Raw genomic sequence first — 19,012 nt, forward strand, 5'->3', positions numbered from 1 at the left:
TTCAACTTTTAGAATATGTTCCTTCCCGGAACAAGATATAGGTGCAAGTCCTATCTTCCGCTCCATAATTGCTTCCATAGGGAAGTTTTTTATTTATATATATTAAGCCGGCGTGGCGGAATTGGCAGACGCGCGGGACTCAAAATCCCGTTCCTTTATTGGAGTGTCGGTTCGACCCCGACCGCCGGTATGTAATGGATTTAAAAGGATTAAGTAGAACACTCTACTTAATCCTTTTTTATTTGATATTTTTTTAACTACTTATTTTATATTGTATAAAATGAGATAATATAATATTATATAGCTAATATTTAAAAATGGAGGCTATTATGAGTAGAACTAGAATAAACTTAAAATATTTTTTTAGTAATATTCTTAATGCAGTTGGTGCAGGAGTAGTTATTGCATTACTTCCAAATGCACTTTTAGGAGAACTACTAAAATTATTTAAAGATCAACATCCAATATTAGAGCTTGTTTTTCAATTAGTGACAATTATTCAATCATTTATGGCATTTATTATTGGAATACTGGCAGCACATCAATTCAAATTTAGTGGTGCGGGTGCTAGTATGATAGGTATATCAGCAATGTTGGGCTCTGGAGCTATACAAATGAATGCCAATGGTATTGCATTAAAAGGAATTGGCGATATTATAAACGTAATTTTAGTTATTATTATCGCATGTGCTTTATATTTATTATTACAAGGAAAATTTGGTTCTTTAGAAATGATTATTTTACCTGTATTTATTCCAGTAGTCAGCGGATTAATTGGATTAACGACTTTGCCATATATACAAATTATCACAAAAAGTTTAGGACATGTGATTAATTCATTTACTGAATTTAATCCTTTAATCATGTCTATCTTAATAAGTGTGACATTTTCACTACTAATGGTTACGCCAATTTCTCTAGTTGCTATTGCTACAGCTATTAGTTTAAATGGGTTAGGTAGTGGTGCTGCTAACATGGGAATTGTTGCTGCATGCGTTACTTTTTTCTTTGGTTCTTTACGTGTCAATTCAGTTGGTGTCAATTTAGTTTTGTTTATTGGCGCTGCGAAGATGATGATTCCTGTTTATTTAAAACATTTAATCATTGCAATACCATTAACCATTAATGGTATTATTTCCGGTTTGTTAACATACTTCATTGGAATAAAAGGAACACCATTATCAGCTGGATTTGGTTATACAGGATTAGTTGGTCCAATTAATGCGTTTAATAGAATGCCGGGTGATTCAACATTTAATATTCTTCTATTAGCATTAGGTTATTTTATTGTTCCATTCATTAGTGCTTTTATTATTCATGAATTATGCAAAAAGTTTATACCATCATATAATGATAATATTTATAGATTTGAAATCACTCACCAATAATATTATTTTAAAGGTATTTAAGCATCTATAGTAATGTAGATGCTTTTTTTATTCGAATTTTTTATTGCATATTAATACTTTATTGTGTATAATAATTAAAAAGTTATAGGAGGTTGCTATATGAAATATATTTTTAAAACAATGATCATAGCAATCTTAATTAGTTTGACCTTTATAAATATAGAACCTATGGCTCACGCTGATCAAGATGCAAAATGGGAAAAAATTAAGGAAAGTGGAGAATTAAGGGTAGGATTATCAGCTGATTATGCACCATTTGAATTTGAAAAGACTGTAAAAGGTAAGAGTGAATACGCAGGTATAGATATCGATTTAGCTAAAAAAATTGCTAAAGATAATCACTTAAAATTAAAAATTGTGAATATGCAATTTGATAGTTTACTCGGTGCATTAAAAACGGGAAAAATTGATGTTATTATTTCTGGTATGACTTCAACACCAGAAAGAAAGAAAGAAGTTGATTTCTCAGATTCTTATACTAAAACGGGCAATGTAATGCTTATTAGAAAAAGCGATAAAAATAAATTTCATACATTAAAAGACTTTTCTAATAAAAAAGTTGCAGCACAAAAAGGGACTGAACAAGAAAAAATTGCGCAACAAGAAATAGAGAATGCAGACATTAGTTCATTAAATCGTCTACCAGATGCTATTCTTGCAGTTAAAAGTAATAAGGTAGAAGGGTTGGTAATAGAAAAACCTGTTGCTGAAGCATATGTAAAACAAAATAACAGCTTAATGATAGCTAATGTGAATTTTAATGAAGAAAAGAAAGATAATGTCATAGCTGTGCCAAAAAATTCACCTATTCTTTTAGCGAATGTCAATAAATCTATTAAGGAAGTCAATGACCAACATTTAATTAGCAAATACATGGACAAAGCTTCTAAAGATATGCAAGACGATAGTAGCTTTTTTGATAAGTATGGTGCATTTTTTATCAAAGGACTTAAAAATACAATTTTAATATCAATGATTGGTGTAGTATTAGGAGCAGTATTAGGAGCTTTAATTGCTTTAGCTAAATTGAGTAAGTTTAAATTGCTTTCATGGATTGCCTCTATTTACATAGAATTTTTAAGAGGAACACCGATGTTAGTTCAAGTATTTTTAGTTTTCTTTGGAACGACAGCTGTTCTAGGTTTAGACGTTTCAGCATTAGTATGTGGTACTATCGCACTAGTTATTAATTCTTCTGCTTATATTGCAGAAATAGTTAGAGCTGGAATTAATGCTGTTGATAAAGGGCAAACAGAGGCAGCGCAATGTTTAGGATTAAATTATTCTAAAACAATGAGATATATCATTTTACCCCAAGCAATTAAAAATATTTTACCAGCGTTAGGTAATGAATTTGTAACACTAATTAAAGAATCATCTATTGTTTCTACTATAGGAGTAGGAGAAATTATGTTTAACGCTCAGGTTGTACAAGGTATTTCATTTGATCCTTTTACACCGTTAATTATCGCTGCGATAATGTACTTTGTTTTAACATTTACATTATCTAGAGGTATGAGTTTAATCGAAGGGAGAATGAAAGCCAGTGATTAAAGTTCAAAATTTAAATAAGTCATTTAATAAAAATGAAGTACTCAAAGATATAAATTTAGAAATTAATAAAGGAGAAGTTGTAGCAATTATAGGACCATCAGGAAGTGGTAAAAGTACATTATTAAGATGTATGAATTTATTAGAAACACCATCAAATGGAAAAGTGATTTTTGAAGGAAAAGAATTAACACATAAAAATATAAATTTAAGTGAATTACGTCAAAAAATGGGAATGGTATTTCAAAATTTCAATTTATTTCCTCACAAAACAGTATTAGAAAATGTCATTTTAGCACCTAAGTTGTTAAAAAAAGTTGATTTAAAAAAACTAGAAATTGAAGGTAAAGCACTTCTAAAAAAAGTAGGACTTGAAGAGAAAGCTAACGCATATCCTTCTCAACTCTCTGGCGGACAAAAACAAAGGGTAGCAATAGCAAGAGCTTTAGCTATGCATCCTGATGTCATATTATTTGATGAGCCAACATCAGCACTTGATCCTGAAGTTGTTTATGAAGTACTTAAAGTTATGAAAGATTTAGCTAAAGAGGGTATGACAATGGTGGTTGTAACTCATGAAATGGGTTTTGCTAAAGATGTTGGTGATAAAGTAATATTTATGGCAGATGGATATGTCGTTGAAAGTGAAACACCTGATCAATTATTTAATCATCCCAAACATGAAAGAACTAAAAACTTTTTGGCGAAAGTATTATAGCATGTTGTATATGAAGACTGATAAAACATTTATAAGGTTTTATATCTAAAAAGTAATAAAAGTTAATTAAGAAAAGAAGATAGAATTTATTCTGAATTATAAATATAGACTTTCTTTATAACATTCTCAAAGTTAAAGAATCTGAGATACTTTAAAGTATATCTCAGATTCTTTTTTATTTATAAAAATATTTAATATCATAAAAAATTAAGATTATGTTAAAATGTTCTATGGACTTTTTTATAGGAGGCAAGAGTGTTGATGAACCATCAACTTAAACAGGAAATCATTGACTATGCGTATTCCATTGGTATAGATAGTATTGGTTTTACTACTGCTGATCCTTTCGATGAACTGAAACAAAAGTTAGTAGATTATCATGAAAAAGGTTATGCATCAGGTTTTGAAGAATCAGATATTGCGTTACGAACAGAACCTAAATTATCTTTACCCACAGCGCGTTCTATTATAGCTATTGCTGTTGGTTATCCAAATAAGCTAAAGGGAGCGCCAAAAAGTGTAAAAGGCGATAGAAGAGGAATGTTTGCGAGAGCCTCTTGGGGTCAAGATTATCATTCAATTATGAAAAAAAGATTAGACAAATTAAGTGAATTTATTCAATCTAAGGTTCCTGATGTCGAAATAAAAAGCATGGTTGACACTGGAGTACTTTCAGATCGCGCTGTAGCTGAAAGAGCAGGATTAGGATTCGTTGGTAGAAATGGATTTGTTATTAATCCAAAACTAGGAACTTGGACATATTTAGGAGAAATGTTAGTTAGTATTCCTTTTGAACCGGATGATCCTATATTAGACAGTTGTGGAGATTGTACAATTTGTGTAGATAGATGTCCAACGGGTGCTTTAGTAGGGAATGGTCAACTGAATTCTCAAAAATGTATCAGCTTTTTAACTCAAACTAAAGGATATTTAAAAGATGAGTATCGATATAAAATTGGTAATCGTCTTTATGGTTGTGATACTTGTCAACAAGTTTGTCCGAAAAATAGAGGCATTAATACAACTCACGAAGATATTATTTTAGAACCAGAAATATTAAAGCCACGTTTAGTTCCATTGTTACAAATGAGTAATAAAGAATTTAAAAATACTTATGGTCATTTGGCAGGAGCATGGAGAGGTAAGAAACCTATACAGCGGAATGCAATTATTGCACTTGCACATTTTGGTGAAGAAACGGCTATTCCTGAATTAAAGGAAGTGGCATTGAATGATCCAAGACCCATGATAAGAGGAACAGCATATTGGGCTATTGGCCAAATACTAGGCGATGATGCAAGAACATTTATTTATGAGCATTTTGATAATGAGATTGAAGAAGTTCAAGTTGAAATGAGAAAAGGACTAGAAATGAGGAAATAAAAATGACAAACCATATTGTGTTATTCCAACCAGAAATACCTGCAAACACTGGGAATATTGCACGTACATGCGCAGGTACCAATACACACTTGCATTTAATTAAACCATTAGGCTTTAGTACAGATGACAAGATGCTAAAACGAGCTGGATTAGATTATTGGGAACATGTTAATATCACTTATCATGAAAATATTGAATCATTTTTCGAAGTGACAAATGGTAAATATTATTTACTTACTAAATTTGGTAAACAAACTTATAGTGATTTTGATTTTTCAAATACTGAAATAGAAAATTATTTTATTTTTGGTAGAGAAACGACAGGTTTACCAGATTGGGTGAAAGAGAAGTATGCAGATACTGCTTTAAGAATTCCTATGAGTGATCATATTCGCTCTTTAAATTTATCTAATACTGCTGCTTTATTGATTTATGAAGCATTGCGACAACAAAATTTCCCAGGATTAAAGTAGAATTTAAAATTAATTACTATAATAGAATAAAAAATGTTATATTTATTAATGAATTATTATAAAAATTTTAAAATAGTTTGATGCCCCCTTAAATAGGGTAACTTAGTAAATAAATGAATTATTTTAGTTGAACTTTACATTTAGAGGAGTGTAATTATTATGGCAATGAATTTTAAAGTATTTGAAGATAAACAACATGCAGCAGATTATGCTGGAGATATTATTAGAAAACAATTTAACAATAACCCAACTACCATTGCTGGATTCCATTTAAACAAGGATTCTGCACCTGTATTAGATGAACTAAAAAAGTCAGTTGATCGTAACGCTGTAGATTTTAGTCAAATTAATATTCTTGATTATGATGATAATCATTCGTTCTATGAAGCTTTAGGTGTACCTTCTGAGCAAGTATATTCTATTAGTCTTGATGATGATGCCGAATCATTAATCAATGATAGAATTAAAACAAAAGAAAATAAAGGGAAACTGACTTTACAAGTTGTTTCAATTGATAACACTGGACATTTAGATGTTAATATTCGTCAAGGTTTGATGAAGGCACGTGAAATTATCTTAGTTGTAACTGGTGCTGAAAAAAGTGAAGTTATCAAACGATTATATGAAGAAAATGGTAAATCAAATTTTTTACCAGCTGATTTAAAAGTACATCGTATGGTAACTGTTGTTTTAGACAGAGCTGCTGCTGATGGATTACCAGAAGATGTTAAAGAATACTTCACAGCGAGATTTGCATAATATTTAATTTTATTGTGAGGTTATTTTTATGAGTAAAGATAGTAAACGTAATTATCATGAAGACGAAAATGCAATGGTTCAAAATATGGATGATTTAGAAGCATTAGGAAAAGAAATGGAACAGATTTCTGAAGAAAATGATGAAGATAAATATAATCAAACACATGATTCAGAAGCGCGTTCAGATTTAAATTAATATATTTTAGCATTTTAATTAATTGTTTCGATAGATTAATTAAAATGCTTTTTTTATGAAATACAACTTATGATACAATATATTTTAATGAAAATGAAGGAGATAAAAATATGTTACATAAGTATTGGCTACCTTTAACAATTATTACAATCATTGTTAGTTTAATTTCTATTAAAGGTTTTCCCATTGCTCTAGGAGCACTCTATCTACCAGTGTTATTTAAAGTGATTCAATTACAATTGAATTTATCAAAGGATTTAATAGATAATGCAACTGCTCATCCATTCATTAAGAGTAATCAAAAAGGAATTATGATTAGTGTTATATGTATATTAATTGTAACAGGAATCTTGGCATATACACTTAATGATTTTTATCGAAGTTTAGGTGGGGTTTTAGGTATGTTAGTAAAGATAAGTCCTGTTACGCTTGTCATAAGCGCTATTTTGTATATAATAAGTGCTATTTCAGTTGTAAAAGCAGTAAAATATAAATATGAATAAGATTTATTCTTAAACACGTGAAGTAATACAACTTCATGTGTTTTATTTTTTATAAATGAAACCGCTTTATATTCGAATTGCTACATTAATTTTATTAATGATATACTATTACTAAATCATAAATAAGGGGGATTATTGAATGTCTGTAAGAATTGAACATGATACGTTTGGTGAAATTGAAGTACCATCTGATAAATATTGGGGCGCACAAACTGAAAGAAGTAAGCGTAACTTTCCAGTAGGTAAAGAACATATGCCTATTGAGGTGATTTATGGTTTTGCTCAGTTAAAAAGAGGTGCCGCGCTTGCTAATCATGAATTAGGAAAATTAAGTGATACTAAGAAAGATGCTATCATTTATGCTTGTGATTTAATTTTAAATGGAGAACTTGATGGTCATTTTCCTTTAGTTGTATGGCAAACTGGAAGCGGTACTCAAAGTAATATGAATGTAAACGAAGTCGTAAGTTATGTGGCTAATGAGTACTTAAAAGAACATAATAGCGATGAATCAATTCATCCCAATGATGATGTTAATAAATCTCAAAGTTCGAATGATACATTCCCAACAGCGATGCATGTTGCTTTATACCATGAAATTGAAACGAAATTAGAACCTGCTTTAAAACATTTACGAGACACGTTTAAAGAAAAAGAAAACCAATATCAATCAATTATTAAAATTGGTAGAACTCACTTACAAGATGCTACTCCAATTCGATTAGGACAAGAAATTAGTGGATGGCGTTATATGCTAGATAAATGTGAACAATTATTGGCTGAATCTAAACAACATATTTTAAATTTAGCTATTGGTGGAACAGCAGTTGGAACAGGAATTAATGCACATCCAGAATTTGGAGATAAAGTAGCTAAATATATCTCAGAACATACTGGCTATGCATTTGTTTCATCTGAAAATAAATTTCATGCTTTAACTTCACATGATGAAGTGGTGCAACTTCATGGAACACTAAAAGCATTGGCAGCAGACTTAATGAAAATAGCAAATGATATAAGATGGCTTGCTTCAGGACCTAGAGCCGGACTTGCAGAAATTTCGATTCCAGAAAATGAACCAGGTTCATCAATTATGCCAGGCAAAGTTAATCCAACACAATGTGAAATGCTAACAATGGTTGCAGTACAAGTGATAGGAAATGATACGACAGTAGGTATAGCGAGTTCTCAAGGTAATTTTGAACTTAATGTATTTAAACCTGTGATTCTTCATAATACATTGCAATCTATTTACTTATTAGCTGATGGAATGGAAACATTTAATGAAAATTGTGCTATAGGTATTGAACCAATTGAAGAAAATATCAATCATTATTTAAATCAATCATTAATGCTTGTAACTGCACTAAATCCTCATATTGGATATGAAAAAGCGGCTCAAATAGCTAAAAAAGCTCATAAGGAAGGTTTAACACTTAAAGAATCAGCAATTAATTCTGGCTACGTTACAGAAGAACAATTCGAGGAATGGATTAAACCAGAAGATATGGTCGATCCTCATTAAAATAACATTACCAATTGAAATGCTCCTTTTAAAGATAATGCTTTGATCTGCGTTATCTAAAAGGAGCATTTTTAAAATTTATTCATCATCTAAACTTACAGAAATCAATTCTTGAGTAAGTGGATGAGTGAATTCTATCTTATAACTATTCAATTCTAATTGACGTAAGGTAGCATCTCCATATAATGGATCACCTATGACAGGATGACCAATTTCTGCTAAATGTACACGTATTTGATGAGTACGTCCTGTATCTAATTTTATTTCCAATTGACAAATGCCTTCTTTAATCATTTTTGATGTTAAGATATGAGTGATAGCTCGTTGCCCGGTATTAGAAATACGACGCTTATTGGGATGAAATTTATCTTTACCGATTGGCATATCAATTGTTTGTGGTTTTAGAGGTAGTAATGCTTTTACATTTGCACGATAAATACGTGTAATTTGATTCTCTTCAAGCATTCTATCTAGTATTTTTTTCATTAAAGGATTTTTAGCAACAATTAATAACCCCACAGTTTCTTGGTCTAGACGATGAATCGGTTCAACGTAGTCGCTATCCATGGTATAGATAACATGGTTCATTAGTGTATTGCTTTCTTTTAAATCATTTGGATGAGTTTTAACCCCTTTAGGTTTTACCACAATCGCTAAATCGTTATCTTCATATGCAATCTGTGCGTAACGATAACTTGGTAAATAATTACTTTTTTCTTTAGGGGTAGGAATATAAACAACATCATTTGTGACAACTTTATCTGTCAATTTACTAGATTGTTGATTAATCGTGATATCTTTAGACATATTTAATTGGTGTAAATCTTTTTTTGGTAGTGTTAACTTTTGAAAAATTTCACGTAACGTATAATTATTGAAAGTTTCAGGTACAATGAATTTCATAATATCCTCCTATTATATTCTGTTTAATCATATCATAATTTACAATGATAATTATAAATCTTTTCATTAGTCTATTTTTAAATTTAAAAAATGAACGATATAATAATAAATGCAAAATAACAAAATGGGGCGAAAATATGGAGAAACCGACACGTTTAGCATTATTAAAAGAAATTGCTGAATATCTAAATGAAGAAACTGAATTATATAATATGATGAATAAAGCATTGGATTATTTAATCAATGGCAGCAATTTTACAACAGGTTGGATTTTTTTTATCAATAAAAAAGGTGAACAAGAACTTGTAGCTAGCACTGACTTACCTCATTCATTAAAAAGTAATAATTGTAAGTATTTAAACAATGGTACGTGTTGGTGTGTCAATGCTTATCATCATAAAAATTTAACAAAAGCATCTAATATTATAAATTGTTCAAGAATCAATTTAGCTAACCAAGAAAGTCAAAAAGATGATTATCTTATTACGCATCATGCGACAGTACCACTTAGATCAGGAGATGAACAGTATGGATTATTAAATGTCGCGACACCTCATACTGTAGTATATAGTCAAGATGATTTAGAGTTATTAGAATCAGTAGCTTTACAAATAGGTTCTGCAATTAAACGTATATACTTAACAGACCAAGAAAAAGAAGCAGCACGCACAAGTGAACGAAATCGACTAGCACGTGATTTACATGATTCAGTTAACCAAATGCTTTTTTCATTAAAACTAACAGCTCATGCTGCACATGATATCACAGAGGATAGAACAGCTAAAAAAGCATTTAAGTTGATTGAAGATACAAGTCAAAACGCAGTAAATGAAATGCGTGCGTTAATTTGGCAACTTAAGCCAATTGGTTTAGAACATGGATTAGTGAATGCGATTGAACATTATGCGAATATGTTAGATTTAAAATTAAACATCGAAGTAAGAGGATTGATTAAATTATCCAATTTAGTTGAAGAAAATGTGTATCGAATGATTCAAGAAGCTCTAAATAATACGAAGAAACATGCACAAACGAATCATGTATCTATTAACATTCAACAAAATGAACATCAATTATATATTAAAATTTATGATGATGGAAAAGGATTTAATGTGCGTGATGACTTAAATCAAACGACGCATGGTCTAAAAAATATAAAACAACGTATTCATAGTTTAGATGGAGAATTTAACATACAATCAGATAAACTAATGGGGACAACTATTTATCTTAATATTCCAATTTAAAGTAGGTGATAAATTTGGCAAGTATCGTTTTAATCGATGATCATCACATCGTTAGACAAGGACTAGAATTTCTAATTTCAACAGTTGAGGGTTTAGATATACAAGCAAGTTTTTCAGATGGTGAAGCATTTATTAAATATTTAAATGAGAATAATATTCCTGATTTAGTATTATTAGATTTAGTTATGCCTAATATGAATGGTATCGAAGTGACGCATTATATAAAAACATATTACCCTTACATAAAAGTGTTAGTGCTTACAAGTTATGTGGATGATGAATATGTTATGTCTGCCATTAATGAAGGTGCTGATGGTTATGAAATTAAAGATGTTGAACCACAAAAGCTGATTGCTACTATTACTAAAGTATTAAATAATGAGAAAATAATACATCCAAAAGCTAAAAATGTAATTGATGCAATGCATGAAAAACCACACTTTAATAATAAATTATCTAAAAGAGAGATGGAAGTATTAAAAGAAATGGTGAAAGGTAAGACAAATAAAGACATTGCAAAAAGTTTATTTGTATCTGAGAAAACAGTTAAGACACATGTCAGTCATATATTTAATAAATTGCAAGTTTCAGATTGGACACAAGCTGCTATATATGCTATTGAAAATAAATTAATATAAATTGAATAGGTCTATTAGAAATAAAAACGGTATTTTTAAAATAGGATAATAATAAATAAATGACTTATATTATTAGTTTAATTATTTTGATAATTTTGCCATTTATAAAATTATACGTAAAAACAAAAATTTCTCTTTTCATTTTATTGAAAATATATTAAGATGTAATTTGTGTTTCAAGAAATGTGTATTATTGCAATTTCTTGCGTCCGGATAAAATAACTCCTATTAGAAAGGTAGAGAAGAGTAATGGATAGACAGAGTTTTACAGATTTAATTCAAACAAAATTTAAAATGGTGCGTATTGAAGCAGGATACACACAAGATACTATGGCACAAACAATAGGTCTTTCTAAAAAAACACTTGTTCAAATCGAAAAAGAACGGGTATTACCAAACTGGACAACTTGTGTATCAATTTGTGCTTTATTTAGAGATTCAGATGTTTTAAATAACACATTTGGTTGTGATCCATTAGAAATTGTACAAACAATTTCAAGAAACCATTGTGCATATCCTAATCATTCTACAACAAGTGATATTTATTGGAATACAATGGAAACTCGTAATGGATTTATTTTACAAAGTAATAAAGTAAGTAATATCTATAGAGTGCTTAATCCTGAAAAACAACCTATTTTTGGAACATCTAAATTAAGAGAAGCAGAAACTTACTTTAATAGAAATGCTAAAGAAGAATTAATGCACGTTTAATTTTAATATAAATAAGATATAGTGATAGAAGAGTTGACCTTCAACTGAATCACTATTTTCAATTAATAATGAATTCACTGTAATTTTGCGATGAATTCATTATTTTTTTATTTCAAAAATTTGTAAATATAAATGTACATTGAACAATTAAGTTATGAAGTTTACATTTGTCATGGTATAATTTTGCTATTGCTTATATAAAAATTAAGGAGTTATTTAAATGCAAGCAGTATTAGTAGTCATCTTTATGATAGTAATAGGAGCAATCATTGGCGGTGTCACGAATGTTATAGCTATTAGAATGTTGTTTCACCCCTATAAAGCGCATTATATATTTAATATGCGAATTCCATTTACACCTGGTTTAATACCTAAAAGAAGAGATGAAATTGCAACAAAGATAGGACAAGTGATTGAAGAACATCTCATTACAGAAACATTGATTCACAACAAACTAAATGAAACAAAAACTAAAGAAACGATTAATAAATTAGTTAAGGAGCAAATAGCAAAATTAAAAAGTGATCAAGCTACAATTCGTTACTTTGCTGAGAAATTTGATATTAAAATTGATTACTTAGTCAATGAGAAATTAGAAGATACAATTTCACACAAGCTATTAGCTTTTTATAATGATCATCGAAATGAAGAAGTGATTAAGTTACTACCAAAAGAAACTAAGCGAATGATTGATAAGAAAGTCGAGCCATTAGGAGATTTATTATGCGAAAGAGCACGTGTTTATTTGTCCTCTGATAAAGGCGCTCGTGATATTTATGACATGCTTGATACATTTTTTAATGAAAAAGGTAAAATCGTTGGATTACTACAAATGTTTATGACAAAAGAAAGTATTGCAGATAGAATCCAACATGAATTGATTCGTTTAACCAATCATCCTAAAGCAAAACGTATTGTAAACCAAGTGATTGATAATGAATATGAGACGCTGAAACGACAATCACTTAAGAAAATCATTGATGAGGCTCAATTTTCAAAACTATCAGACTCAGTTACATTACTTATTACTTCATATTTAAATTTAAATGAAAAAATAGATAAACCACTTAATCAACTATCACCAAGATTAATGCAATATTTAGAGACAACGTTATCAGATAAAGTTACACAACTTATTATTAGTCAAGCATCCAAACATCTCTCAACTATAATGCAAAAAATTAATCTACGTAAATTAGTAGAAGATCAAATCAATACATTTGATTTAGATTACATTGAAAAGTTGATTATTGAAATTGCTAATAAAGAATTAAAATTAATTACCTTATTAGGATTTATATTAGGTGGTATTATTGGCCTTTTCCAAGGTTTAATCGCAATTTTTGTATAACTAATCATAATATGTTATGGTATTAAAGAGTTGTCAAAACATCATTATTACACGAAGGAGTGCAATTTAAAATGGCAGTAAATTTATATGATCATGCAAATCAACTAGAACAAGCATTAAGAGATAGTGATGAATACAAAGCTATTAAAGATGCTTTCGCTAAAGTTAAAGAAAATGAAGAATCTAAAAAATTATTCGATGAGTTCCGTGAAACTCAAATGAATTTCCAACAAAAACAAATGCAAGGTCAAGAAATTCCTGAAGAAGAATTAGCTAAAGCTCAAGAACAAGCTCAAGCTATTGAAAAAGATGAAAATATTTCACAATTAATGCAAGCAGAACAAAAAATGAGTCAAGTTTTCCAAGAAATTAATCAAATTATTGTAAAACCTTTAGACGAAATTTACGTTGACTAATTAATAATTTAAGTAATGGATACTACGCGATTTTTTCATAAAATTGCGTAGTTTTTTTATGTCAAAGTTCATCGACCCATATTCATAAGATATGGTAAAATATAGTAATACAAAAAGATACCTTATCAAACATTTAAGGAGCTTAAATTAATGGTTAAATTTATTCACTGTGCAGATTTGCATCTTGATAGCCCTTTTAAATCTAAACAACAATTATCGACAAGTATTTTCGAAGATGTACAAAAAAGTGCCTATGAGAGCTTTAAAAAAATTGTAGATGTAGCATTAAAAGAAGATGTTGATTTTATGTTAATTGTAGGAGATTTATTTGATAGTGAAAATCGCACATTACGTGCTGAAATTTTTTTAAAAGAGCAATTTAAACGTCTAGAAAAAGAACAAATATTTGTATACATATGTCATGGGAATCATGATCCTTTAACAACTAGAATTACAGATAATTGGCCTAATAATGTATCAGTATTTTCAAATCGTGTTGAAACCTATCAAGCGATTACCAAAGCTGGAGAACAAATTTATATTCATGGTTTTAGTTATCAAAACAATACAAGTTATGAAAATAAAATTGATGAATATCCATCTAGTCAAGGAAATAATGGTATACATATAGGAATGCTTCATGGAACTTATAGTAAATCTAACATAAAACAGCGTTATACTGAATTTATGTTAGAAGATCTTAATCATAAACTGTATCATTATTGGGCACTCGGTCACATTCATCAACGTCAAGAACTAAGTGATATGCCGCCTATTCATTATTCAGGTAACATTCAAGGTCGTCACTTTGGTGAATTAGGAACTAAAGGTTGTTTGCTTGTAGAAGGGGATCATCTACATCTTGAAACAACTTTTATCCCAACTCAGTTTATACGTTTTGAAGAAGCTACAATTAAGACTGATAAAATTTCAAAACAAGGTATCTATGAGGAAATTCAAAAGTTTAAGAAACAAGTTCGTGAACAAGGTAAAGCATTTTATAGATTGACGATTAATATAGATAATGACAAAATTTTATCAACACAAGATATTCTTCAAATAAGAGAAATGATTAGTGAATATGAAGAAAATGAACATGATTTTATTGTCATTGAAGATATGATTCTTAATTATATACAGAATGAAGAAACACCTCTTATAAATGAATTTTCTAATGAACTCATAAACGATGACAAAGTGTTTGAAGAGGCAATGACAGATTTATATTTAAATCCAAGAGCTTCAAAATATTTAGAAGACTACACCACTTTCAATAAGGCAAAACTCATTCATCGAGCTGAGAAAATATTGAAAGCAGATATGAGAGGTGAAGAAATTGATTATTAAATCACTTGAAATATACGGTTATGGTCAATTCGTACAACGTAAGATTGAATTAAATCAGACTTTTACCGAAATTTATGGGGAAAATGAAGCAGGTAAATCAACCATACAATCATTTATTCATTCAATTTTATTTGGTTTTCCCACAAAGAAAGAAAAAGAACCGCGTTTAGAACCTAGATTGGGAAATCAGTATGGAGGCAAGCTAACGCTTATTTTAGATGATAAATCTGAAATTGAAGTTGAGCGTGTAAAAGGTAGTGCTCAAGGTGATGTAAAAGTTTATTTAGAAAATGGATTGATAAGAGATGAAGCATGGCTTAAGAAGAAATTAAACTATATTTCAAAAAAGACATATCAAGGAATATTTTCATTTAATGTACTTGGTTTACAAGATATACATCGAAATTTAGATGAACAACAATTACAAAGCTATTTATTAGAAGCAGGTGCTTTAGGATCTTCTGAATTTACATCTATGGGGCAAATTGTTAATCAGAAAAAAACTACGCTTTATAAAAAAGCTGGAAAGAACCCAATTCTAAATCAACAAATTGAAGAACTAAAACAATTAGAAGCACAAATAAGAGATGAAGAAACCAAATTAGACGAATATCAACGTCTTATAGATGAAAAAGATAAATCAGAACGCCATCTTTCTCATTTAAAAGAAAATCTTAAGCAATTATCAAAAATGCATGAAAATAAGCAAAAGCAGTTAGGACTTCATGCTCATGCGCAAGAATGGAAATCGCTTGAGCATCATTTAAATATCGAACCGTTGAAATTCCCAGAGCAAGGTATTGAACGATATGAAACTGCATTAAAATATAAACAATCACTTGATCGAGATATAGGATTAAGGGATGAGAAGATAAGACAACTAGAAAATGAATTTAATTTAATTCAGATGCCTGATGATAGAACTGTGAGTGATATGTATCATCTTTATCAACAAGAGAGTGATATCAAGCAATCTGAATTAAAAGCTAAGGCTTTAAAAAAGGAAATAGAAACTTTCGAACGTTCTCAGCAAACATTAAAAGATGATATCGGTTGGAATGAAGTTTATCATGAAGCGGATACTTCTGAAACAATGAAAGATTATATAAGTGAAAAAATTAAAAATCATAATCACCAATTAAATCAAAAGCAACAAGTTGAACGTATGATTGGTGAGCATAATATTGAAAAAAAGGAAATTGAAAAGGAAATTAAGTTATTAGAAAGTGAACTAGTTTCTGAAACAGCACTTGAAAAGAAAAAAGAATATAATCAGCAAAAAATAGAATTACATGAAAAAGAAAGTTTATACTCAAAATTAAAAGCTTCCTTTGAATCAGAAAAAGAAAGAAAACAAAAGCAATATCAATGGTTGAAAATCAGCTTTATCATTTTGGCTTTGATGAGTGCTGGTTTGACTATTTTTGCATTTATTACAACTAGTATCACTTTTAGTATTATTTTTGCAATTCTCACTGTGATATTTTTAGTAGGTTTATTCTTTAGTAAAAATAAAGATATTGATTATAGTGAAACAATTAGTGAGGAAATTAGTGATTTAGAACAACAACTTAAAGCACTCGAAGATAAATACGATTTAGATTTTAATCTAGATGATCAGTACCAATTGCGTGAACGTTGGAATAATGCTAATAATACTAAATCAGTACTTTCTAATAAACTTAATCATCAACATTCGATTTTATCAGATATTCAGTCTTCAATTGATGCATTAACACAGGATATTTCTGAAATCAAACAAGACATTAAAGTATCTGATAAAATGTCAGATGAACGTTTAGTAGATAGTTTGAAAACAATGAATCAACTTAAAGTTAATGATAAACAACATAATAAATTATTATTAGAGAACATAGAGTTAAATCAAAATTTAATTAACTTCTATGAGCATGCTCAAGATGTTACTAAAGATAGTTTCGACGAGTTTAATAAAATTTCATTATTTAATGATTTGAAAGGTTGGATTTCTCAGTATGAAAGTAAAAAAGAAAAGAAATCTCAATTGCAAAATCAATTAACCCTATTAAGTAAAGAATTAAAACAGTTAGAAAGTCGTTTGGATGAAAATAAAACGACTATAAACGAGTTGTTTAAATATATTGAAGTTCAAAATGAAGAGCAGTATTATCAACATTACGAAGCTTATCAACGTTATCAACAACAACTATCACGATTCAATGATTTATCTACCTATTTGAGTAATCACGAATTCTCTTATGAAGATAGTTCTGTTTTAAGTGAAAAAACAACTGCTCAATTAGAAGAAGAAGATCAAATGTTAGCTCAACAAGTTGATGATTATAATGATAAATATTTGGAGAAACAAACTGAAGTGAGTGAACTTTCTGCACGTATTAATCAAATGGAAACAGATAAAACACTATCTCAATTGCGTCATCAATATTATAATTTAAAAAATAGAATGAATGATATTGCTAAAGATTGGGCGAGCTTAAGTTATCTTGAGACACTAATTAATGAGCACATTAAACAAATTAAAGATAAACGACTACCATATGTGATAGATGAAGCCATTAATATTTTCAAAACATTAACTGATGGTAAATATAATCTAATTACTTATGAAAATGATTCAATTAAAGTTAAACATCGAAATGGACAAATGTATCATCCACTTGAATTAAGTCAATCAACGAAAGAGTTGCTATATATTTCATTGAGACTTAGTTTAATTAAGGTGTTGAAACCATATTATCCATTCCCAATTATCATTGATGATGCATTCGTACATTTTGATAAACAAAGAAAATCAATGATGTTAAACTATTTAAGAGAATTATCTCAAGAACATCAAGTATTGTACTTTACTTGTACAAAAGATACTACGATTCCTTCTCGAGAAATGCTGATATTAAATAAAAAAGAGGAAGGCGGGAAACGATGAGAAACGTAGAAAAATTAAATCCTGGTGATTCGGTGGAGAATTTTTTCTTAATCCACAGAGCGACACAAGGTGTAACAGCACAAGGTAAAGACTATATGACATTATATCTTCAAGATAAAAGTGGAGATATTGAAGCTAAACTATGGACTGTCACAAAAGATGATATGAAAATCCTTAAACCAGAAATAATTGTATGGGTAAAAGGGGATGTTATTAACTATCGTGGCCGTAAACAAATGAAAGTCAATCAATTTCGATTAGCAACAGCAGAAGATGGAGTGAAAACTCAAGACTTTGTAGATGGTGCGCCACTTTCACCTAACGAAATTCAAGATGAGTTATCACATTTTATCTTAGAAATTGAAAATGCACATTTACAACGTATTACACGTCATTTATTAAAAAAATATCAAGATAAATTCTTTACTTATCCTGCAGCAAGTTCTCATCATCATAACTTTGCAGGAGGATTAAGCTATCATGTATTAACGATGTTAAAAATTGCAAAATCATTGTGTGATATCTACCCATTATTAAATAGAAGTTTGTTATATAGCGCGATTATTTTACACGATATTGGTAAAGTAAGAGAATTAAGTGGACCAGTTGCAACAACGTATACGGTAGAAGGTAATTTGCTTGGACATATTTCAATAGCAAGTGATGAAGTTGCTGAGGCGGCAAAAGAACTTGGTATTGATAGTGAAGAAGTCATGTTATTGCGACATATGATTTTAGCACACCATGGAAAAATGGAGTTTGGTTCTCCTAAATTGCCACATCTAAAAGAAGCAGAAATTTTATTCTTTATTGACAATATTGATGCAAAAATGAATATGTTCGATAAAGCATTTAAGAAAACTGAAAAAGGACAATTTACTGAAAGAATCTTTGGTATGGATAACCGTCAATTTTATAATCCAGAGAAATTAGATTAATATTAATAGACGAAA

General features: G+C 29.5%; 19 protein-coding genes and 1 tRNA gene. 18 read left to right on the forward strand and 2 right to left on the reverse strand.

All coding sequences use genetic code 11. The features are described from left to right. Positions 1–106: 106 nt before the first annotated feature. A tRNA-Leu gene (locus NR218_RS10945) sits at positions 107–190 on the forward strand. A 114-nt stretch (positions 191–304) separates the two neighbouring features. Here the strand turns inward: NR218_RS10945 and NR218_RS12740 are convergent. Beyond that, a complete protein-coding gene (locus NR218_RS12740) occupies positions 305–403 on the reverse strand; it encodes a hypothetical protein (protein ID WP_353626971.1) in 99 nt (32 codons plus the stop codon). On the opposite strand from NR218_RS12740, the gene NR218_RS10950 reads away from it, so the two are divergent. The 9 genes from NR218_RS10950 to fumC all read left to right on the forward strand — a co-directional run bounded on the left by NR218_RS10950 (position 372) and on the right by fumC (position 8,517). Further along, on the forward strand, positions 372–1,388 hold the full coding sequence (locus tag NR218_RS10950) for a PTS transporter subunit IIC (protein WP_353626972.1): 1,017 nt from the start codon (positions 372–374) through the stop codon (positions 1,386–1,388). The genes NR218_RS12740 and NR218_RS10950 overlap by 32 nt on opposite strands. Before the next feature lie 120 nt (positions 1,389–1,508). Beyond that, entirely contained in the window at positions 1,509–2,963 is a 1,455-nt protein-coding gene (locus NR218_RS10955) for an ABC transporter substrate-binding protein/permease (protein WP_070436372.1), read from the forward strand. Next, positions 2,956–3,678, forward strand: a complete 723-nt coding sequence (locus NR218_RS10960; RefSeq protein WP_019835687.1) for an amino acid ABC transporter ATP-binding protein — start codon at positions 2,956–2,958, stop codon at positions 3,676–3,678. The genes NR218_RS10955 and NR218_RS10960 overlap by 8 nt, the downstream gene beginning before the upstream one ends. Positions 3,679–3,939: 261 nt before the next feature. Then, complete coding sequence (queG, locus tag NR218_RS10965) at positions 3,940–5,061, forward strand: tRNA epoxyqueuosine(34) reductase QueG (RefSeq protein ID WP_019835688.1); 1,122 nt, start codon at positions 3,940–3,942, stop codon at positions 5,059–5,061. Between the two features lie 2 nt (positions 5,062–5,063). Beyond that, complete coding sequence (gene trmL / locus NR218_RS10970; RefSeq protein ID WP_002449676.1) at positions 5,064–5,534, forward strand: tRNA (uridine(34)/cytosine(34)/5-carboxymethylaminomethyluridine(34)-2'-O)-methyltransferase TrmL; 471 nt, start codon at positions 5,064–5,066, stop codon at positions 5,532–5,534. Positions 5,535–5,693: 159 nt separating this feature from the next. Continuing rightward, complete coding sequence (locus tag NR218_RS10975) at positions 5,694–6,293, forward strand: 6-phosphogluconolactonase (RefSeq protein ID WP_002449669.1); 600 nt, start codon at positions 5,694–5,696, stop codon at positions 6,291–6,293. A 22-nt stretch (positions 6,294–6,315) separates the two neighbouring features. Then, a complete protein-coding gene (locus NR218_RS10980; protein ID WP_249339582.1) occupies positions 6,316–6,489 on the forward strand; it encodes an SAS053 family DNA gyrase inhibitor in 174 nt (57 codons plus the stop codon). Positions 6,490–6,599: 110 nt separating this feature from the next. Next, positions 6,600–6,992, forward strand: a complete 393-nt coding sequence (locus NR218_RS10985; protein WP_017176398.1) for a hypothetical protein — start codon at positions 6,600–6,602, stop codon at positions 6,990–6,992. Positions 6,993–7,131: 139 nt separating this feature from the next. After that, positions 7,132–8,517: a class II fumarate hydratase gene (fumC, locus tag NR218_RS10990; RefSeq protein WP_049334939.1), complete on the forward strand. Its 1,386-nt coding sequence runs from the start codon at positions 7,132–7,134 to the stop codon at positions 8,515–8,517. 78 nt (positions 8,518–8,595) lie between these two features. On the opposite strand, the gene NR218_RS10995 is transcribed toward fumC, so the two are convergent. Then, the gene (locus tag NR218_RS10995; protein ID WP_265883410.1) at positions 8,596–9,420 is read right to left on the reverse strand and encodes an RluA family pseudouridine synthase; all 825 of its coding nucleotides are present in this window, start codon (positions 9,418–9,420) and stop codon (positions 8,596–8,598) included. A gap of 137 nt (positions 9,421–9,557) precedes the next feature. On the opposite strand from NR218_RS10995, the gene NR218_RS11000 reads away from it, so the two are divergent. From NR218_RS11000 to yhaM, 8 genes are all read left to right on the forward strand, one after another. Further along, the gene (locus NR218_RS11000; protein ID WP_265883411.1) at positions 9,558–10,667 is read left to right on the forward strand and encodes a GAF domain-containing sensor histidine kinase; all 1,110 of its coding nucleotides are present in this window, start codon (positions 9,558–9,560) and stop codon (positions 10,665–10,667) included. 14 nt (positions 10,668–10,681) lie between these two features. Continuing rightward, complete coding sequence (locus NR218_RS11005; RefSeq protein WP_265883413.1) at positions 10,682–11,305, forward strand: response regulator; 624 nt, start codon at positions 10,682–10,684, stop codon at positions 11,303–11,305. A 249-nt stretch (positions 11,306–11,554) separates the two neighbouring features. Next, positions 11,555–12,019, forward strand: coding sequence for an XRE family transcriptional regulator XdrA (locus NR218_RS11010; RefSeq protein ID WP_002449642.1), 465 nt, complete (start codon positions 11,555–11,557; stop codon positions 12,017–12,019). Positions 12,020–12,239: 220 nt separating this feature from the next. Beyond that, positions 12,240–13,370 (forward strand): DUF445 domain-containing protein, encoded by a 1,131-nt coding sequence (locus NR218_RS11015; RefSeq protein ID WP_265883415.1) that lies wholly within the window; start codon positions 12,240–12,242, stop codon positions 13,368–13,370. A 71-nt stretch (positions 13,371–13,441) separates the two neighbouring features. After that, positions 13,442–13,786, forward strand: coding sequence for a YlbF/YmcA family competence regulator (locus tag NR218_RS11020; protein WP_002449654.1), 345 nt, complete (start codon positions 13,442–13,444; stop codon positions 13,784–13,786). A gap of 150 nt (positions 13,787–13,936) precedes the next feature. Then, complete coding sequence (locus tag NR218_RS11025) at positions 13,937–15,133, forward strand: DNA repair exonuclease (protein ID WP_070549496.1); 1,197 nt, start codon at positions 13,937–13,939, stop codon at positions 15,131–15,133. Beyond that, positions 15,123–18,059, forward strand: coding sequence for an ATP-binding protein (locus NR218_RS11030; RefSeq protein WP_265883416.1), 2,937 nt, complete (start codon positions 15,123–15,125; stop codon positions 18,057–18,059). Before NR218_RS11025 ends, NR218_RS11030 begins: the two co-directional genes overlap by 11 nt. Beyond that, positions 18,056–18,997, forward strand: coding sequence for a 3'-5' exoribonuclease YhaM (yhaM, locus tag NR218_RS11035; RefSeq protein WP_017176389.1), 942 nt, complete (start codon positions 18,056–18,058; stop codon positions 18,995–18,997). The genes NR218_RS11030 and yhaM overlap by 4 nt, the downstream gene beginning before the upstream one ends. Positions 18,998–19,012: the final 15 nt, after the last annotated feature.

The sequence above is a fragment of the Staphylococcus sp. SUC_1.2 genome, assembly GCF_026222585.1.